The organism is Flavobacterium sp. SLB02, assembly GCF_009664855.1.
Lineage (GTDB): Bacteria > Bacteroidota > Bacteroidia > Flavobacteriales > Flavobacteriaceae > Flavobacterium.
In genome coordinates, this window is the sequence record NZ_CP045928.1 from 6,321,634 (window position 1) to 6,337,433 (window position 15,800).

The window sequence follows — 15,800 nt, forward strand, 5'->3', positions numbered from 1 at the left end:
TTGAGGCTTTTTTTATGCTTAAATGTTAACTTTTTTGATAAAATTGAGTAGTTTAGCTAAACAATTGATTCCAAGAATTGTATATTAATTAATAACCAAAAACAAATTTAGATTATGTCACAAGAAGAAAATTTCGAAAAATTAGGTAGTGTAGAAGTAAGCTTGTCTGTTGCTGAAACCTGGACCGCAAACTATCGCAAAGCAAGTGCTGAACAAGATGAGTTGGGCAAGAAAACAGGGGCTTACCTTATTCCGTTAGCAACTTTAAAATCAGTATTGGCGAATCCAATTGATGCTGTTCGTGCTTATAAAGCTATTAATGCTGCAGGCGAGCAGGTTTTAGTTTTTGTGGGAACAAAATTAGATGAAAAAGGAATTTATAGAGATGTGTTCTTCTCTGGAGATGGAGCAGTTGAAAATGCAGAATCAGTTGTTTATGATGCAACTCGTCCGTGTCCACCTTATGGAGACCCGACTAGTCCGCTTGTGTAATGGATGATTTTTTAATATATTGTGGCTACTTACTTTTAGCAGTCACTGTAGGTTTATATTCATTTAGCTTTTTCCGAAAGGAAAAAGCTAATGTTTTTTTATTGCTTTATTTAGTATTTTCATTCTTAGTACAATTTGGAATGGAAGTTCTGTATCATTTAAAAATGAAAAATTTACTGCTGATGAATTTTTTCTTTATTGGTCAGATGGTCTTGTTGGGATTGTTCTACAGGTCATTGTACAAGTATAAAGTTCAAAAAAAATTTGTTCTGATAGCTTTAGGTTTTACATTATTAATCTTACTGGCAAGACTTGTTTATAATCCCGGTCTGCAATTTAAGTTTGATTTATTTCAAATTACTGTCAGTTCTTTATTAACGGTTGTTTTTGCTTTAATTCATTTTTACAATATGATTACAGAAAATAAACAATATTACTATCTTACAATAGGTATTATTGGATATATGTTTGGAAGTACGGTTTTATTCTTAGTTGGTAATCTGACTGTAGGGTTAAGTAATGATGTTAAATATCTTAGCTGGAGATTAAATGCTTTTTTATTTATCGTTTATTACTTTTTTATTTTATTTGAATGGATAAAGAGTTTTTCAAAAAAGAATGCTGAGTTATGAGTACAAATCTTGATTACGAAAAAGAAATAGTGGCGATTATTTTATATACGTCCTGTTTCTTGATGGTGGTTGCTGTTTTTTTAGTGGTGTTTTTCTATTTTTCAAGAAAAAAAATAATTCAAAAGGAATTAGAAAAAAGAGATTTGATATTACAATATCAAAAAGAACAATTACATGCTGTGATTGTTACGCAGGAAGAAGAGCGAAAACGAATTGCTCAGGATTTACATGATGATATTAGTTCTAAACTTAATATTGTTTCATTAAATACCCATTTACTTTCTGCTCCAAATTTAACCGAAGCCGAGACCAAAGAGATTACTGATAATATTATTAATCTAACGGCAAAAGCTTTAGAGAATTCCAGAAAAATTGCCCATAATTTATTGCCTCCGGTTTTTGAGAAATTTGGACTTAATGCCGGTATTCAGGAATTATGCGAGGAATTCGAAAGCAGTAAATCTGTAAAAGTAACTTATGAAAATGAAATTGATTTCGATGAAAAAGAGATTGACCGTCATTTACATGTTTTTAGGATTTTGCAGGAATTAATGAACAATTCATTAAATCATGGCAAATCAAGTCAGATTTGGATCAATTTTGAGAATCAAAACGGAATTAATACCTGCCATTATAAAGATAACGGAGTTGGATTTGACAGTAAAAATGCTGAAAATCAAAAAGGATTAGGAATGAAAAATATCGATAGCAGGGTTTCTTTTTTAAACGGAACCTTAGAAATTGACTCTGAGATGGGTAAAGGTATCGCCGTAATTTTCACTTTTTAAGTTAAAATCGATAAACAAACACGCTTTTTGTTTAATATGTTAAGATTCTGAGGCTGTTTTCGTTTGATATTTTGTAATTTCGACGAACCAAACGACCAAAATCAAATAAAAATGAGTGCCGCTATTAAAATTGCTTTAGTAGATGATGAAGTTTTATTCCGTAAAGGAATATCTTTTTTATTGCAAAGAGAAGATAATATCGATATTATTTTTGAAGCATCAAACGGAGAAGAACTTCTGTCTAACTTAAATGACAGCATAATCAAACCGGATATTATTATGATGGATTTGAAAATGCCTGTCCTTAATGGCGTTGAAGCCACCAAAATAATCCGTAAATCATTTCCCGAAATTAAAATAATTGCTTTAACGAGTTATGATACAAAATCGTTTATCGCAAATATGATTCAGGTTGGTGCTGTTGCTTACTTAATTAAAAATACAACGCCAAAAGATTTAATTCACACCATAAATCAAGTTTCAAAAAAGGGCTTTTATTATAGTGAGAATGTTCTCAAAACAATCCAGGAAACAATTATTTCGACTAAAAATTCAAAAGGAAATTTAGAAACTAGTTTTCTTTCTCCTCGCGAAATAGAAATTCTTCAGCTTATTTGCCTGCAAAAAACGACCACAGAAATTGCTGAGCATCTTTATTTAAGCCCGCGAACCGTAGAGGGACATCGTAATAATTTATTACTAAAAACGGAGTCCAGAAATATTGCAGGATTAGTGGTGTATGCGATTCAAAACGAAATTGCAGTTTTATCAATTTAAAATTTAGCTTGTCAAAAATTGAATCGAAAGTACGTAGTATAAAATTATCGTTAAGACAAGTACACATAAAGCTATTTTTTGCATTACATTTAGTCCCTTTGGTTGGTTATTACTATCATTAAACTTCATGGTTCTTGGTTTTTCATTGATTAGTTTGATGACTCGGGACAGCAAATGTAATTATAATATGCTTTTATGAAATAGGTGTTTTTACCTGATTTTGACAAAAATGCGCTTCTAAATCATTTCTCATAAACTCTTATTTAACATTAAAAAAAGTATAAAACCGGCATATCTGTTGTATTTTTAAATGCTTACTTTATATCTTTACTAAAATAATTTTCTAATGAATAAGAGCTTAGTTTATATTTTCATATTTCTACTTTCATTAACAGCAAAAGCTTCGTTTATCTTAATTCCGATGGATGAAACTACACAACAAAACCATTTAAAAGCTTACGGAATAACATACTGGTGTTTAAGTAAAGATTATAAGGCAAGTTGGTTGCTTAATTATCGTGGAGGCTCGTTTTTGTTGCCTGATACTGACGAAATTCGTAAAGAATGCAAGATTCGCGGAGTAAGCTTTGAGGTACTTTCGGATACAGAAGAAGCTTCGATTTTAAACGATATCTCAAGTCCGTCACAAAATATGGAATCGGTTATTCTCGAAAAAGCGCCTAAAATTGCTGTTTATACCCCAAAAGGAAAACAACCTTGGGATGATGCTGTAACATTAGTTTTAACGTATGCCGAAATTCCTTTTACACCTATTTATGATGAAGAAGTTTTAACTGATCAATTGCTGCTTTACGATTGGTTGCACTTACACCATGAAGATTTTACAGGACAATATGGTAAATTTTATGCCGCATATAAAAATACACCCTGGTATATAGATCAAAAAAGAGATGCCGAGGCTCTAGCTGTAAAATTAGGTTATGGTAAAGTATCACAAGAAAAAGGAGCGGTTGCAAAAAAAATCCGGGATTTCGTTATTGGTGGAGGTTTTATGTTTGCGATGTGTTCTGCAACAGACAGTTTCGATATTGCACTTTCGGCTGATGGTGTTGACATTTGCGAAGCAATGTTTGATGGTGATGCAAGTGAATCCAATTACCAGTCAAAATTAAATTACGGAAATTCATTTGCTTTTAAAGACTTTACATTAGAAAGAAAACCAGAGGTATATGAGTTTTCAGATATTGATATGACCTCTAGGCGTAGGATTCCGATGGAAAAAGATTATTTTACTTTAATGGAATTTTCTGCTAAATGGGATCCAATTCCAAGTATGTTATGCCAGAATCATACACAATTAGTAAAAGGATTTATGGGCCAAACAACATCATTTGATACCGCATTAATAAAATCGAATGTTTTAATAATGGGAACCTGCGAACTTAATGGCGAGTCACGATATATTCATGGTGAAAAAGGAAAAGGAATGTTTACTTTTTTTGGAGGCCATGACCCTGAAGATTTCCAGCATCAGGTTGGAGATCCTCCTACAGTCTTAGATTTACACCCAAATTCTCCGGGATATCGTTTGATCCTGAATAATGTTTTATTTCCTGCTGCAAGAAAGAAAAAATTAAAAACATAATTACTTCACATAAAATTCGAACCAAATAGGAATATGATCTGATATTCTTCGGGCTTCTTTTAATGAATTGAAGTTTTTATAAAACGGAATTATACCGGAATTAGTAAATTCTAAAGAACCTGTTTTGTAAAACATATTATCAAATTCAGAGGCCAGGCAGATATTGTTTTGGCATTGCTGCTTTAATGTCGTTTTTTGATTTTGTAAAATAGGAGAGTACCCCATTTTTTTTAAAGGAGTAAATACCGTGTGGGATTGAGGAGAGTTAAAATCACCTAAAAACACTAAATTGAGAGTAGGGTATTCACCAGGAAGAAATTTAAAGTATTTAATTTCAGTTTCTGGTTGCCTGCTTTTAGTAATAGCATGAAAACTAACCAGCGTTACGGCCTTTTTATTTATTTCGAAAGTCGCAAAATAAGGTTCCCTGTCAATTTCAAGATGGTACTTTTTTTCTAACCAGGTATTTCCTTTTAGTTTTATTTTACTGGTTTTCCAAAGAAAAGCATAACGTTCCTTTTTATAACTGCTGCTGCTTGTTGGATCACTGATAGAATAATCCCACTTTGTACCTTTTTCGTTTAGCAACATGGCAAGTTTAGCTACAGCTTGTGCACCACCGTATCCTGCAACAACTTCCTGAATAGCTACAATATCATACTCAAAGATAGTATTGGCTATAAAGTTTAATTCAGATTCAGATTTAGATTTTCCAAAGTTTTCTAAATTCCAGGACAGAAGTTTAGTTTGTGAAAAGGTGAGGACGGTAAAAAATAAAAGAACAAAACTTAAAATATATTTCATGCTGTAAGTAAAAATTCAAATATAAGAATTTAAAATTTTTAGACGCGCTGTTTTACTTTAGATGAAATAGGTTTGTATAGATTTCGTTCATCTTAAGGAGTATATTGTGTAGAAAATGTAGATTATTCTTTTTTATACCTGTTTTTTAAAGCAGTCCCTATGATGATGATTTGCAAAACAAGAAGAGCGGGTATGAAAATAATTTTCCAGTCTATTTCAAGCCATCCTGTTTTTTCAGAAACAAATGCAAAACTTAATGATAGAAAAAGACAAAGTAGCATGGTTTTCATAACGATTTTATTTTGAGTAGTATTAATTTTTGAGATGAACATTTGTTGCAAACTCTTCCCTGAATTACTTTTATATTTAGTTTTCATTAGGTGGTTAATAAATTCTACACAAACTTAAATCTATAAAAAGTTATTTCCTTACGGGATTCCGTAAAAACCTTATAAAATTTACACTAGGCCAAAATCTTTTGCAATCGCAATTAGGTGGACGTTATTGTTCGCTTTAAAGTATATTTTCAATTTATTGATGCGTTTCTCAATACTGCTGGTTCCGTTTGGAGTTATTGATGAAGCTTTAAACTCACTCGAGATATTTTCCAGTATATAACCTTTAGCCAAAAGTTTTAAAATAGAAATATCATAAGATTCAATTTCAATCAGCGCCTTATCATTAAAACTAAAAGATAAATCTGAAGAAAGAATTTTTTCCTCGTTTCTAAAAGTACCTTCAATCGCTTTTCTTAATTCGATAATACTGTTTCTTCCTTTTGAAACATAGGCATTAATACTTAAATCGTAAAAAAGAGATTTTATACGATACGACTTATCCTCAATAGAAAACACTATTTTTTTTAATTTAGGCTGCACTTCATTCGCTGCCTCAATAAGCTCTTCCCCGCTCGAAAGAGTGATATTACGGTGATCAGACTTAAAAGATAAATCGCTTATGAGTAGATCATAAGGCTCGTTTTCAAGCAATGCTTTTTTTATTTTTAATAAACCATCATCACAATATTTGACATGATCAATGGTTTGAACTTGTAAATCTTCAAGTACCTGAATAACGGCTATGCTTATACTGTCTAAATCTTCGGCAACTAAAACTTTTTTGAACATATAATGGTGTTTACAAAGGAAAGGTGAAACTTAATCTAAATCCTTTTTCTGAATTGTTGTCAAAAATAATATTTCCATTTATAGTTTTAATACGGTTTTCCACATTTTGCAATCCATTTTTTAAATTTGGTGTACTATTTTTCGTTCCAATCCCGTTGTCGTTATAAATTATCGTCATGGTTTTGTCAGTAATTTTAAAATTAATGCTCACTAAGGTTGCCTGACTGTGTTTTTTCATGTTGACAAATAATTCTTGTAAAATTCTGTAAAGAACTATTTTTTTATTTTTTTCGATACAGTCCCATAAAATCAAATCAAAACCATTTAATAAGATATTCAGTTCAGGAGTTTTAAATTCTGAAATCATTTCTTTTAGAGCGCTTGAATAATTTTTTCCGGTAGCAATAGCGCTATTTTCTTTAGAAATATTTCTTGTTCGGGCATAAATAGTATCAAGATTATTCAGTATTGTTTCTTTATTATCTTCTTTTGTCAGATCAATATTGTCTGCAAATGTCAATGTCTCGTAAACATCATGAGCCAGTTCAGCGCGCAGTTTATTCGAAATTCGCATCTCACTTTTAAGTATTGCATCATTTTTTTCTTTTTTTCCTTTAATGGTTAAGTAACAATAAAGAAATAAACTGAAGATGGTGGTAAAAAAGAGGATGATGTACGAAATAATATTACGGTTTTTTTGCCTTTCTAACTGTAGCTCATTTTTTGCTTTTTCTGCTTTGTACTGCAGGTTTTCACTTTTGTCTTTTTTAGAATAGTATTTAACTCTGGCAAATTGATTTTTAGCAGTCATCCTTACTTTCTCGATACTATCAGAAAGCTGAATAAATTGTTGGGAATATTTTTTTAGATTATCTTCCTGACTGGTTTTAGTTAGCAATTTTAAACTCTGAAGTTTATTAGGCGCGTCATTTAATTCGTTAGAAAGATAATATGCCTTTTTCGCATAAAGTTGCGCTTCCAGAGGTTTACTGAGTTGAAAAAATTCAGCAATATGAAGATAGATGTATAAAAGGGAATAAGTATCTTTTAGTTTTAACTGTATGGCCAGACTTTTTTTGTACCACTCAAGAGCTTCCGGTTTTCCCTGTTCTTGATAACAAAGTCCAAGGTCATCAAATATTCTGGCAAGTTCATGATCATTTGTATATTTGTCATCGTTGTATATTACTTTAATTTTTGATAATGACGTTAATATATTTTCAGCGAGCTTTATCTTTTTTTGTTTTATATATATTTGAGAAATACTATTAAGAACTACAACTTTTCTATAAGTACTCGTTTTGAGATGTAATGCCTTTCTGTAATATAAAAGAGAGTTGTTGTAATCGTATGTGTAATAATAATTGGCGCCAAACTGCTCATAAACATTTGCAGCAAACCTTGGCTTTTTTATTTTTTTTAAATACGGAAGTGTTTTTGTCAATGATATTTCGCTCGCAACAAAGTCGCCCTGAATTTGTTCAATCGCTGCCATGCAGGTAAGAGCATAAACATAATCTATGTAATCTGTATTGGTATTGCAAAACAATTGTGCTTTGTTAAAATAATAATAAGAGCTATCTAATCGATATGAATCGAATAAAATATCTGCTTTGTTAAGAATTTTTCTTATGTCAGTTTTACTGTATTTTGCTTTAGTACAAGGCTCATTTTTTGGAGATTTTAATAAATAGATCACACATCCTATTATTAAAAAAATAAGAATGGCCAAAAAATACTTTAAAACGGTTTTGTTCGGGATTGATTTTAAAATCTTTTTTATCATAATAATGGAATTTTTAGAAAGACTTTAAAACCTTTTCCGGGATCTGAATCTATTTCGATCGTCCCTTTTATTGAATGAATTCTGTTCTCGACATTATGAAGTCCGTTTTTAAAAGATAATTTTGTTAGATCAGCACCTTTTCCATTATCACGATAATTTACAATAATATTTTTTTCTGTTTTTTTAAAATTGATTTCTACTAAGGTGGCATCACTGTGTTTTTTCATGTTTACAAGTAACTCCTGCAGTATTCTGTAAACAGTTGTTTTCTTAGTTATGTCAAGACTATTCCACGAGATTGTCTCTAAATCGTTTAAAATAATACTAGCGTTTGTAGTATTAAAACCTGAAATCATTTCTTTTAGAGTCAGAACAAAATTTTCATCAGTAATGATAGAGCATTTTCCTTTTGATATATCTCTGGTTCTGGAGTAAATAACATCAAGATTATTTAGTAATTGCTCCCTGTTTTCGGTTATCGCCAGGTTTTTATTTTCAACAAATGCCATAGTATGGTAAATATCGTTGGCAAGTTCATCATGTAGTTTTTTGGCAATTCGGGTTTCGCTATTGTAAGTCGCTTCAATTTTTTCTTTCTTTCCTCTCGAAGTCAGATATAGATACAATACTATTATTAAACTCAAGCTAATAACGATAATAATATATGAAATTATATTTCGGTTTTTTTGTCTTTCCAGTTGTAGCTCATTTTCAACCGTATTAGTTTTAAGTCGTAAATTTTCCTCTTTCTCTCTTTTAGAATCGTATTTTACACGTGCGAACTGATTTTTAACTTTCTGTCTCACTTCAAAAATACTGTCAACGAGATCAACATACTTAGTCGAGTATTTTTTTAGTTCTGAGCCGGAAGTATTTTGGATTATTAGTTTTAAGGAAGATAACCTTTCGTCAGCATTATTTACAATAGTAAACTGATCATAACTTAATAGCATGTATTTTTTTGCCAGAGAAGAGTTCATTCTTTGATAGAATTTGGCCAAATGAAGATAGCTTTTGCCTAAATCAAAAGGTTTATTTTCCTTTTGTCTTATTTTAAGGCTTTTGTTCAAATAATAAATTGCCTTTTCAAATTCATTTGTTTTAAAATAGCAAAAGCCAATGTTGTCTAATACTTTAGCATAAAACAAATCATTACGTATTACTTCTTCTTTTATACTTAAAGAAAGAAAAATTTCAAGGGACGCCTTGTATTTTTCTTCTTCAATCAAAATAACTGCGATGTTGTTTTTCGCTGCTAGATTTCGCCATGTATCTGTTTGTAACTGTAAAGCTTTTTGATTGTATAATATTGCATTTTTATAGTCGTATGTGTTTAAATAATTAATACTTAAAATGACATAGGTATTCCATGCATATTGCGGGTTTTTTATATGTTTTAAATAAGGTAATGCTTCACTAGCTGTAGATTCGCTTCCGGCATAATCACCGTGAATCTGCTGAATGTCGGCCATTTTATTTAAAGTGCTTACATAATTTTCACCATCAGTTACAGGGCGACAAATAATTTTTACTTTGTTGTGGTAATAAAAAGCACTGTCAAAATCATTACTATTATAAAAGCTATTGGCAACTTTAATTAGTTGGTCAATTTGTGGTTTTGTATTTTTTTGTTTTAGGGTTTTGTTGCTTTTCTGTTGGCAGGAAAAAAAAACTAGAAAAGTGAAAATTATATATAGAAAGCTGCGCATTATCTCTGTGGTATCATGCGCCAAAAGTAAAGAATTTTAGTTTTTAAAAAAGAGTAGAAATACGGTATTTTCTTTTTATTTCAAGTTTTGTTTTTGCTTTGATATTCAGCATTATAAGGGCAATACATCATTATTCTAAAGTATTGCCCATATATAATACAGAATTTGTATTCCTGAAATTAAATTGCTCTCATTCCTGTTGCGATTGCAAGCCTGTTCCAGGAGTTAATTGTGATGATAAGCAATATGATTTCAGCTAGATATTTGTCCTCAAATAAGCGCGCAGCATTCTGATAAACTTCATCAGAAACATGATTACTAATCATCGTAATTTGTTCGGTTAAAGCCAATATTGCCTGCTCTTCTTGGGTAAAAACGTCTGCTTCACGCCAGGCGCTTATCAGATAAATACGTTTTTCAGTTTCACCATATTTTCTGGCATCTGCAGTGTGCATGTTAAGGCAAAATGCACAACCGTTTATTTGCGAGGCACGAATTTTAATTAGCTCTTTTTGTATAGGAGTAACTGAGGTAGTTGCATTGTATTTTTCTAAATTCATTAAAGCTTCATACGCTTCAGGAGCAACTGTAGGGATAACAATTCTTGGTTTCATTTTACTTGTTTTTTAAAGTTTGATACAAAGGTCAGGGAAAACTGTTTTAAAAAACTTGAAGTACTTCAAGAAATGAATCTAGATTTTACTAGCTCTGATTTTACTCATAAATTCTGCCGAGAAATCGAGATAGGAGGCAAGCATGTATTGCGGAACCCGTTGAACAAATTCAGGATGTAAACCATTAAAATGATGATACCTTTCTTCTGCCGACATGGTAAATAAAAACTTGATTCGCATTTGTGCTGCACCAAAAGATTTTTGTGCAACAATTCTAAAGTAACGTTCCAGTTTTGGAATCTGAAACAGAATGGATTCTAAAGTTGATTTTTCTATAGCAATTACCTCTGATTTCTCTACGGCCTGTATATAAAAATGAGACGGAATATGATTATGATAACTCAGGTAATCCGTAATCCACCAATTCTCAATACCAAATTGAAGCGTTTGTTCAATTCCTTTATCATTGATGATATATTGTCTCATACAGCCTTTAATAATAAAGTAAAGCATGTTACAAATCTGGCCTTCTTCTAATACAAGTTCTTTCTTCTTAATGGAAGCTACACTTAAGCAAGAATCCAGAATGTTGATTTCTTCAGAGTCTAACTGTACTATCTTTTCAATATGTTGTAAAAGTGCCTTTTGCATAATGTGTATGATTGTATACAAATGTAATTTTAAAATTTAATTCTTAAAACGAGAATTTCCAAATGATCCTAAAAGCAAAAAACCACTCGTGTTAACGAATGGTTTTTCTATGATAAGTAAGTAATCTAAATTGAGTTTATAAAACGTTTATTTTACTTTGTTAAGTATTGCTTTGAAAGCTTCAGGGTGATTCATTGCTAAATCTGCAAGAACTTTACGGTTCAATTCGATTCCGTTAGCTTTTACTTTACCCATGAATTGAGAATAAGACATTCCTTCCAATCTAGCTCCAGCGTTGATACGTTGAATCCATAATGCACGGAAATTTCTTTTGTTTTGTTTTCTATCGCGGTAAGCGTAGCACATTGCTTTCTCTACTGCATTCTTAGCAACTGTCCAAACGTTTTTACGTCTACCAAAGAAACCTTTGGCTTGCTTCATTATTTTTTTTCTTCTTGCTCTTTTAGCAACTGAATTTACTGCTCTTGGCATAATTTTAATGTGTTTTTGTAGCAGGCGTCCTGAATTAAATCAAAGGAACTTAAAAGCCATACTCCAAGGTTATATAAATAATTTTTTAACCTAAAGAATTATTAGATAATTCTTAATTGTTGTTTAATGCTTTTCATATCTGTTTTGTGAACTAGCGCTGAGTGAGTCAAAGCTAATTTACGTTTTTTAGATTTTTTAGTCAAGATGTGACTTTTAAAAGCATGCTTTCTTTTAATCTTTCCAGAACCAGTAACTTTGAAACGTTTCTTGGCGCTAGATTTTGTTTTCATTTTAGGCATTTTTCCTAGTGTTTTAATTTATTCTTACTTACTTATATTTTTCAAAAACTTTAAGCTTTAAGCTTTAGGCAAAAGTTTACATCAACTATTTGCTTAAAGCTTATTGCTTAGAGCAAATAATTTATTTTTTCTTTTTAGGAGCAATGAACATAATCATTCTCTTTCCTTCCAAAACGGGCATAGCTTCCACTTTGCCATACTCCTCTAAGTCTGTAGCCAAACGAAGTAATAAAATTTGTCCTTGATCTTTATAGATAATAGAACGTCCTTTAAAGAAAACAAATGCTTTTAGTTTAGCACCTTCTTTTAGGAACTTCTCAGCATTTTTTCTTTTAAATTCGTAATCATGCTCATCCGTCTGAGGACCAAATCTAATTTCTTTTACTACAACTTGCGTTGACTTAGCTTTTAATACCTTATCACGTTTCTTTTGTTCGTAAACAAATTTCTTGTAATCCATTATTTTACAAACCGGCGGCTCAGCATTTGGCGAAATTTCAACCAAATCCAATTCGAACTGATCCGCTAAACGTAAAGCTTCTGCAAGCTTAAACACACCTGGTTCGATGTTCTCGCCTACTAGTCTTACTTCTTGTACACCACGAATAAGGTTATTTATTCTGTGTGCATCTTTTTTTTCTACTCGAGGTTGGTAACCTCTGTTGCTTCTTATTGCTATGACTTTATAATTTAAGTTAAACTGTAAAAACTTTTAATGTCTTTTTTATTTCTTCGTTTACAATAGCGACAAATTCATCAATTGTAACTGTAATATTCCCTTTTCCTTCTTGCCCGTGACGACGGATCGAAATAGTTCCGTTTTTCTCCTCTTCCTCACCTACAATAAGCATAAACGGTATTTTTTGCATTTCAGCATCTCTAATTTTCTTACCAATAGTTTCGCTTCGGTTGTCAATTAGGGCGCGAATTTCGTGATTTTCTAGCAAATCTAAAACTTTTTTAGCATATATTTCGTATTTCTCGCTCAAAGACAAGATTATAGCCTGTTCCGGCATTAACCAAAGTGGGAAATTTCCTGCTGTATGTTCCAGTAAAATTGCTATGAAGCGTTCCATAGATCCAAAAGGAGCTCTGTGAATCATAACCGGGCGATGTAATTCATTATCAGCTCCTTTATAGGTCAATTCAAAACGTTCAGGAAGGTTGTAATCAACCTGAATAGTACCCAATTGCCATTGTCTTCCTAAAGCATCCTTAACCATAAAGTCAAGCTTAGGGCCATAAAAAGCAGCCTCGCCATATTCTACTACAGTATTCAGTCCTTTATCTGCTGCGGCATTGATAATCGCATTCTCAGCTTTCTCCCAATTTTCATCAGACCCTATATATTTATCTCTGTTTTCCTGATCTCTCAACGAAATTTGAGCAGTAAAGTTTTCAAAGCCTAACGAGCCAAATACGTAAAGTACAAGGTCAATTACTTTTTTAAATTCCTCGTCTAACTGCTCCGGAGTACAAAAAATATGCGCATCATCCTGAGTAAACCCTCTCACACGAGTTAAACCGTGCAATTCACCAGATTGCTCATATCTGTATACAGTGCCAAATTCAGCATAACGCTTAGGTAAATCTTTGTACGACCAAGGTCTTACGTTATAAATCTCACAGTGGTGAGGGCAGTTCATAGGTTTCAATAAAAACTCTTCGCCTTCAGCAGGAGTGTGAATAGGCTGAAAACTATCAGCACCATATTTCGCATAGTGACCAGAGGTAACATAAAGTTCTTTTTGACCAATATGTGGGGTAACCACTTGCTCATATCCAGCTTTCTTTTGAGCTTTCTTTAAAAACTGCTCCAAACGATCTCTAAGAGCTGCACCTTTAGGTAACCATAAAGGTAAACCTTGACCAACTTTCTGAGAAAAAGCAAACAATTCAAGTTCCTTACCTAATTTACGGTGATCACGACGTTTAGCCTCCTCAAGAAGTTCAAGATATTCAGTCAGGTCCTTTTGTTTCGGGAAAGAAGTTCCGTAAACACGAGTCAGCTGTTTGTTTTTCTCATCACCTCTCCAGTAAGCACCCGCAACACTCATAATTTTAAAAGCCTTGATGATACCAGTATTCGGGATATGTCCACCTCTACATAAATCAGTAAAAGTAGCATGATCACAAAAAGTAATAGTTCCGTCTTCAAGATTCGAAATCAATTCAGTCTTGTAAACGTTATCTTTATATAGTTCTAAAGCATCCGCTTTACTAACCGGGCGCATTTTAAATTCATGTTTTCCTCTTGAGATTTCAAGAACACGGTCTTCGATCTTTTTAAAATCAGCATCAGTGATCTTTTGATCTTCAAAATCCACATCATAATAGAAACCGTTTGAAATTGCAGGTCCAAGGGTCAGTTTAATTCCAGGAAACAATTCCTCAAGCGCTTGCGCCATTACGTGTGAAGTCGAATGCCAGAAAGCTTTTTTTCCTTCTGCATCATTCCATGTATATAAAATAAGACTACCGTCGGTCGTCAATGGAGTTTCGGTTTCTATTGTTGTACCATTAAAAGAAGCAGAAATCACGTTTCTAGCAAATCCTTCACTAATGCTCTTAGCAACCTCCATCGGAGTTACACCTGAAGCAAACTCTCTAATTGACCCGTCGGGTAAAGTAATCTTAATCATTGTTTATAATTTTGTGAATGCAAATATAACGCATTACAGAAATACATACAATACATATATACATGTTTATACCATAATATATAAGAGTATGTTTAATAATTATCTCCAGTGGTATTTCTTTGTACTGTATATAAGGTACCTCAGTAAATTCAATCATTGGGTTTCTGAAACCTGTCGGGTTTATTTTTGTATCTATATAAGGAGAAGGTGCTACTATGAATATATAAGAGTAATTCTCGGTCCACGAAACCCGACAGGTTTTTGAGGCCTGTTGAGTTTACTATGAATTCAGTTTGGAATTTGGAATTTAAGATTTGTAATTTGATTTTGGTTTAGGAGCTATTTCCTGCTATCTGTTCCAATCTTTTGTGCTGAACCCCAGCCACAAAAGGATTTCAACTACTGTCGGGGAAGTAGTATTTATAAGAATTAAGGGGGTGTATATATAAGTACATGTATATACAAGTAAAACCTTAGTGTTTTATTGAGTAGTAAGGCAAAAGAAAGCTTCGTGTCTTAGTGCCTTCGTGGTCAAACCAGATGAAACCAGTCAAAATCCAGTAAAACGAGTCCATACTAATATGACTTAATAATTAAATACTATTATAAAGTAATACAAAAAGGGGCGTCTTAGCCTGCGAACTCCATAAAAGCAGCAGTTCTTTTAATGCTTACATTAGGGAAAACGCATATCAATTAAGAAAATTCCTAGAAATCATAAAAAGGCAAAGTTCTAAGTTTTGTGTTATCAGAGTGTTAAGAGAAAGTTTCGAAAAACATTGAAATTATATAAGGAAAAAGCTTGTGAATGTAAATAAAGAGACTACTTTTGCACCCGCAACAGCGATAGACGTTCACTGAAATACTGACAAGCATACGGGATCAAGGAGAAAATTTATTTTCAAAAAAAAGATTTCAAAAAGCTTGTGAGATTTGAAAACAGATGTTACATTTGCACCCCGCAAAACACGGAAAGTTCATTGATAGATTGGTTAGGAAATGAGAGGAAAACGAAAATAAAAATTTTCAAAAAAAAACTTCAAAATTTACTTGCCGGTTAAAATAAATTTTCTACTTTTGCACCCGCTTTGAGAGACAAGCGATATAAAAAAGAAACACGTTCGTAGACATATTGAATTGACAGCCGCTTTAACAGAGATGTTAGAGCAAAAGAATAAAGAGTAAGATAATCGAGAGATTAAAGAATAACCGATAGAGACTGATTCGAATAACAATACGATCTTGATTTATTTAAGATCAACAATATACGATGAAGAGTTTGATCCTGGCTCAGGATGAACGCTAGCGGCAGGCTTAACACATGCAAGTCGAGGGGTATATTTCTTCGGAGATAGAGACCGGCGCACGGGTGCGTAACGCG

Annotated in this window: 16 protein-coding genes; 5 read left to right on the forward strand and 11 right to left on the reverse strand. The window is 32.4% G+C overall.

Annotated elements, in window-relative coordinates; genetic code table 11:
- Positions 1–114 precede the first annotated feature (114 nt).
- The 5 genes from GIY83_RS24620 (at position 115) to GIY83_RS24640 (ending at position 4,295) form a co-directional block, all read left to right on the forward strand.
- Positions 115–492: a hypothetical protein gene (locus GIY83_RS24620; protein ID WP_194620269.1), complete on the forward strand. Its 378-nt coding sequence runs from the start codon at positions 115–117 to the stop codon at positions 490–492.
- Positions 492–1,124, forward strand: a complete 633-nt coding sequence (locus GIY83_RS24625) for a hypothetical protein (protein ID WP_194620267.1) — start codon at positions 492–494, stop codon at positions 1,122–1,124. The genes GIY83_RS24620 and GIY83_RS24625 overlap by 1 nt, the downstream gene beginning before the upstream one ends.
- Positions 1,121–1,912 (forward strand): sensor histidine kinase, encoded by a 792-nt coding sequence (locus GIY83_RS24630; RefSeq protein WP_194620266.1) that lies wholly within the window; start codon positions 1,121–1,123, stop codon positions 1,910–1,912. The genes GIY83_RS24625 and GIY83_RS24630 overlap by 4 nt, the downstream gene beginning before the upstream one ends.
- A 111-nt stretch (positions 1,913–2,023) precedes the next feature.
- Positions 2,024–2,689, forward strand: coding sequence for a response regulator transcription factor (locus GIY83_RS24635; RefSeq protein ID WP_194620265.1), 666 nt, complete (start codon positions 2,024–2,026; stop codon positions 2,687–2,689).
- 346 nt (positions 2,690–3,035) lie between these two features.
- On the forward strand, positions 3,036–4,295 hold the full coding sequence (locus GIY83_RS24640; RefSeq protein WP_194620264.1) for an asparagine synthetase B: 1,260 nt from the start codon (positions 3,036–3,038) through the stop codon (positions 4,293–4,295).
- On the opposite strand, the gene GIY83_RS24645 is transcribed toward GIY83_RS24640, so the two are convergent.
- The 11 genes from GIY83_RS24645 to thrS all read right to left on the reverse strand — a co-directional run bounded on the left by GIY83_RS24645 (position 4,296) and on the right by thrS (position 14,419).
- The gene (locus GIY83_RS24645; RefSeq protein ID WP_208683954.1) at positions 4,296–5,099 is read right to left on the reverse strand and encodes an endonuclease/exonuclease/phosphatase family protein; all 804 of its coding nucleotides are present in this window, start codon (positions 5,097–5,099) and stop codon (positions 4,296–4,298) included.
- Between the two features lie 122 nt (positions 5,100–5,221).
- The gene (locus GIY83_RS24650) at positions 5,222–5,476 is read right to left on the reverse strand and encodes a hypothetical protein (RefSeq protein ID WP_194620262.1); all 255 of its coding nucleotides are present in this window, start codon (positions 5,474–5,476) and stop codon (positions 5,222–5,224) included.
- Between the two features lie 81 nt (positions 5,477–5,557).
- Entirely contained in the window at positions 5,558–6,226 is a 669-nt protein-coding gene (locus GIY83_RS24655) for a response regulator transcription factor (protein WP_194620261.1), read from the reverse strand.
- A 10-nt stretch (positions 6,227–6,236) separates the two neighbouring features.
- A complete protein-coding gene (locus GIY83_RS24660; protein ID WP_208683956.1) occupies positions 6,237–8,012 on the reverse strand; it encodes a tetratricopeptide repeat-containing sensor histidine kinase in 1,776 nt (591 codons plus the stop codon).
- Positions 8,009–9,484: a tetratricopeptide repeat-containing sensor histidine kinase gene (locus tag GIY83_RS24665; RefSeq protein ID WP_229029175.1), complete on the reverse strand. Its 1,476-nt coding sequence runs from the start codon at positions 9,482–9,484 to the stop codon at positions 8,009–8,011. The genes GIY83_RS24660 and GIY83_RS24665 overlap by 4 nt, the downstream gene beginning before the upstream one ends.
- A 416-nt stretch (positions 9,485–9,900) precedes the next feature.
- Positions 9,901–10,335 carry a carboxymuconolactone decarboxylase family protein gene (locus GIY83_RS24670; RefSeq protein ID WP_208683958.1) on the reverse strand — a complete coding sequence of 145 codons (435 nt, stop codon included), beginning with the start codon at positions 10,333–10,335 and terminating at the stop codon, positions 9,901–9,903.
- Between the two features lie 78 nt (positions 10,336–10,413).
- Positions 10,414–10,986, reverse strand: a complete 573-nt coding sequence (locus GIY83_RS24675) for a Crp/Fnr family transcriptional regulator (RefSeq protein ID WP_208683960.1) — start codon at positions 10,984–10,986, stop codon at positions 10,414–10,416.
- A 147-nt stretch (positions 10,987–11,133) separates the two neighbouring features.
- Positions 11,134–11,478, reverse strand: a complete 345-nt coding sequence (gene rplT, locus GIY83_RS24680; RefSeq protein WP_041515545.1) for a 50S ribosomal protein L20 — start codon at positions 11,476–11,478, stop codon at positions 11,134–11,136.
- Positions 11,479–11,579: 101 nt separating this feature from the next.
- The gene (gene rpmI, locus GIY83_RS24685) at positions 11,580–11,777 is read right to left on the reverse strand and encodes a 50S ribosomal protein L35 (protein WP_022827375.1); all 198 of its coding nucleotides are present in this window, start codon (positions 11,775–11,777) and stop codon (positions 11,580–11,582) included.
- A 121-nt stretch (positions 11,778–11,898) separates the two neighbouring features.
- The gene (infC, locus tag GIY83_RS24690) at positions 11,899–12,396 is read right to left on the reverse strand and encodes a translation initiation factor IF-3 (protein WP_218019148.1); all 498 of its coding nucleotides are present in this window, start codon (positions 12,394–12,396) and stop codon (positions 11,899–11,901) included.
- A gap of 76 nt (positions 12,397–12,472) precedes the next feature.
- The gene (gene thrS / locus GIY83_RS24695; protein ID WP_173972430.1) at positions 12,473–14,419 is read right to left on the reverse strand and encodes a threonine--tRNA ligase; all 1,947 of its coding nucleotides are present in this window, start codon (positions 14,417–14,419) and stop codon (positions 12,473–12,475) included.
- Positions 14,420–15,800: the final 1,381 nt, after the last annotated feature.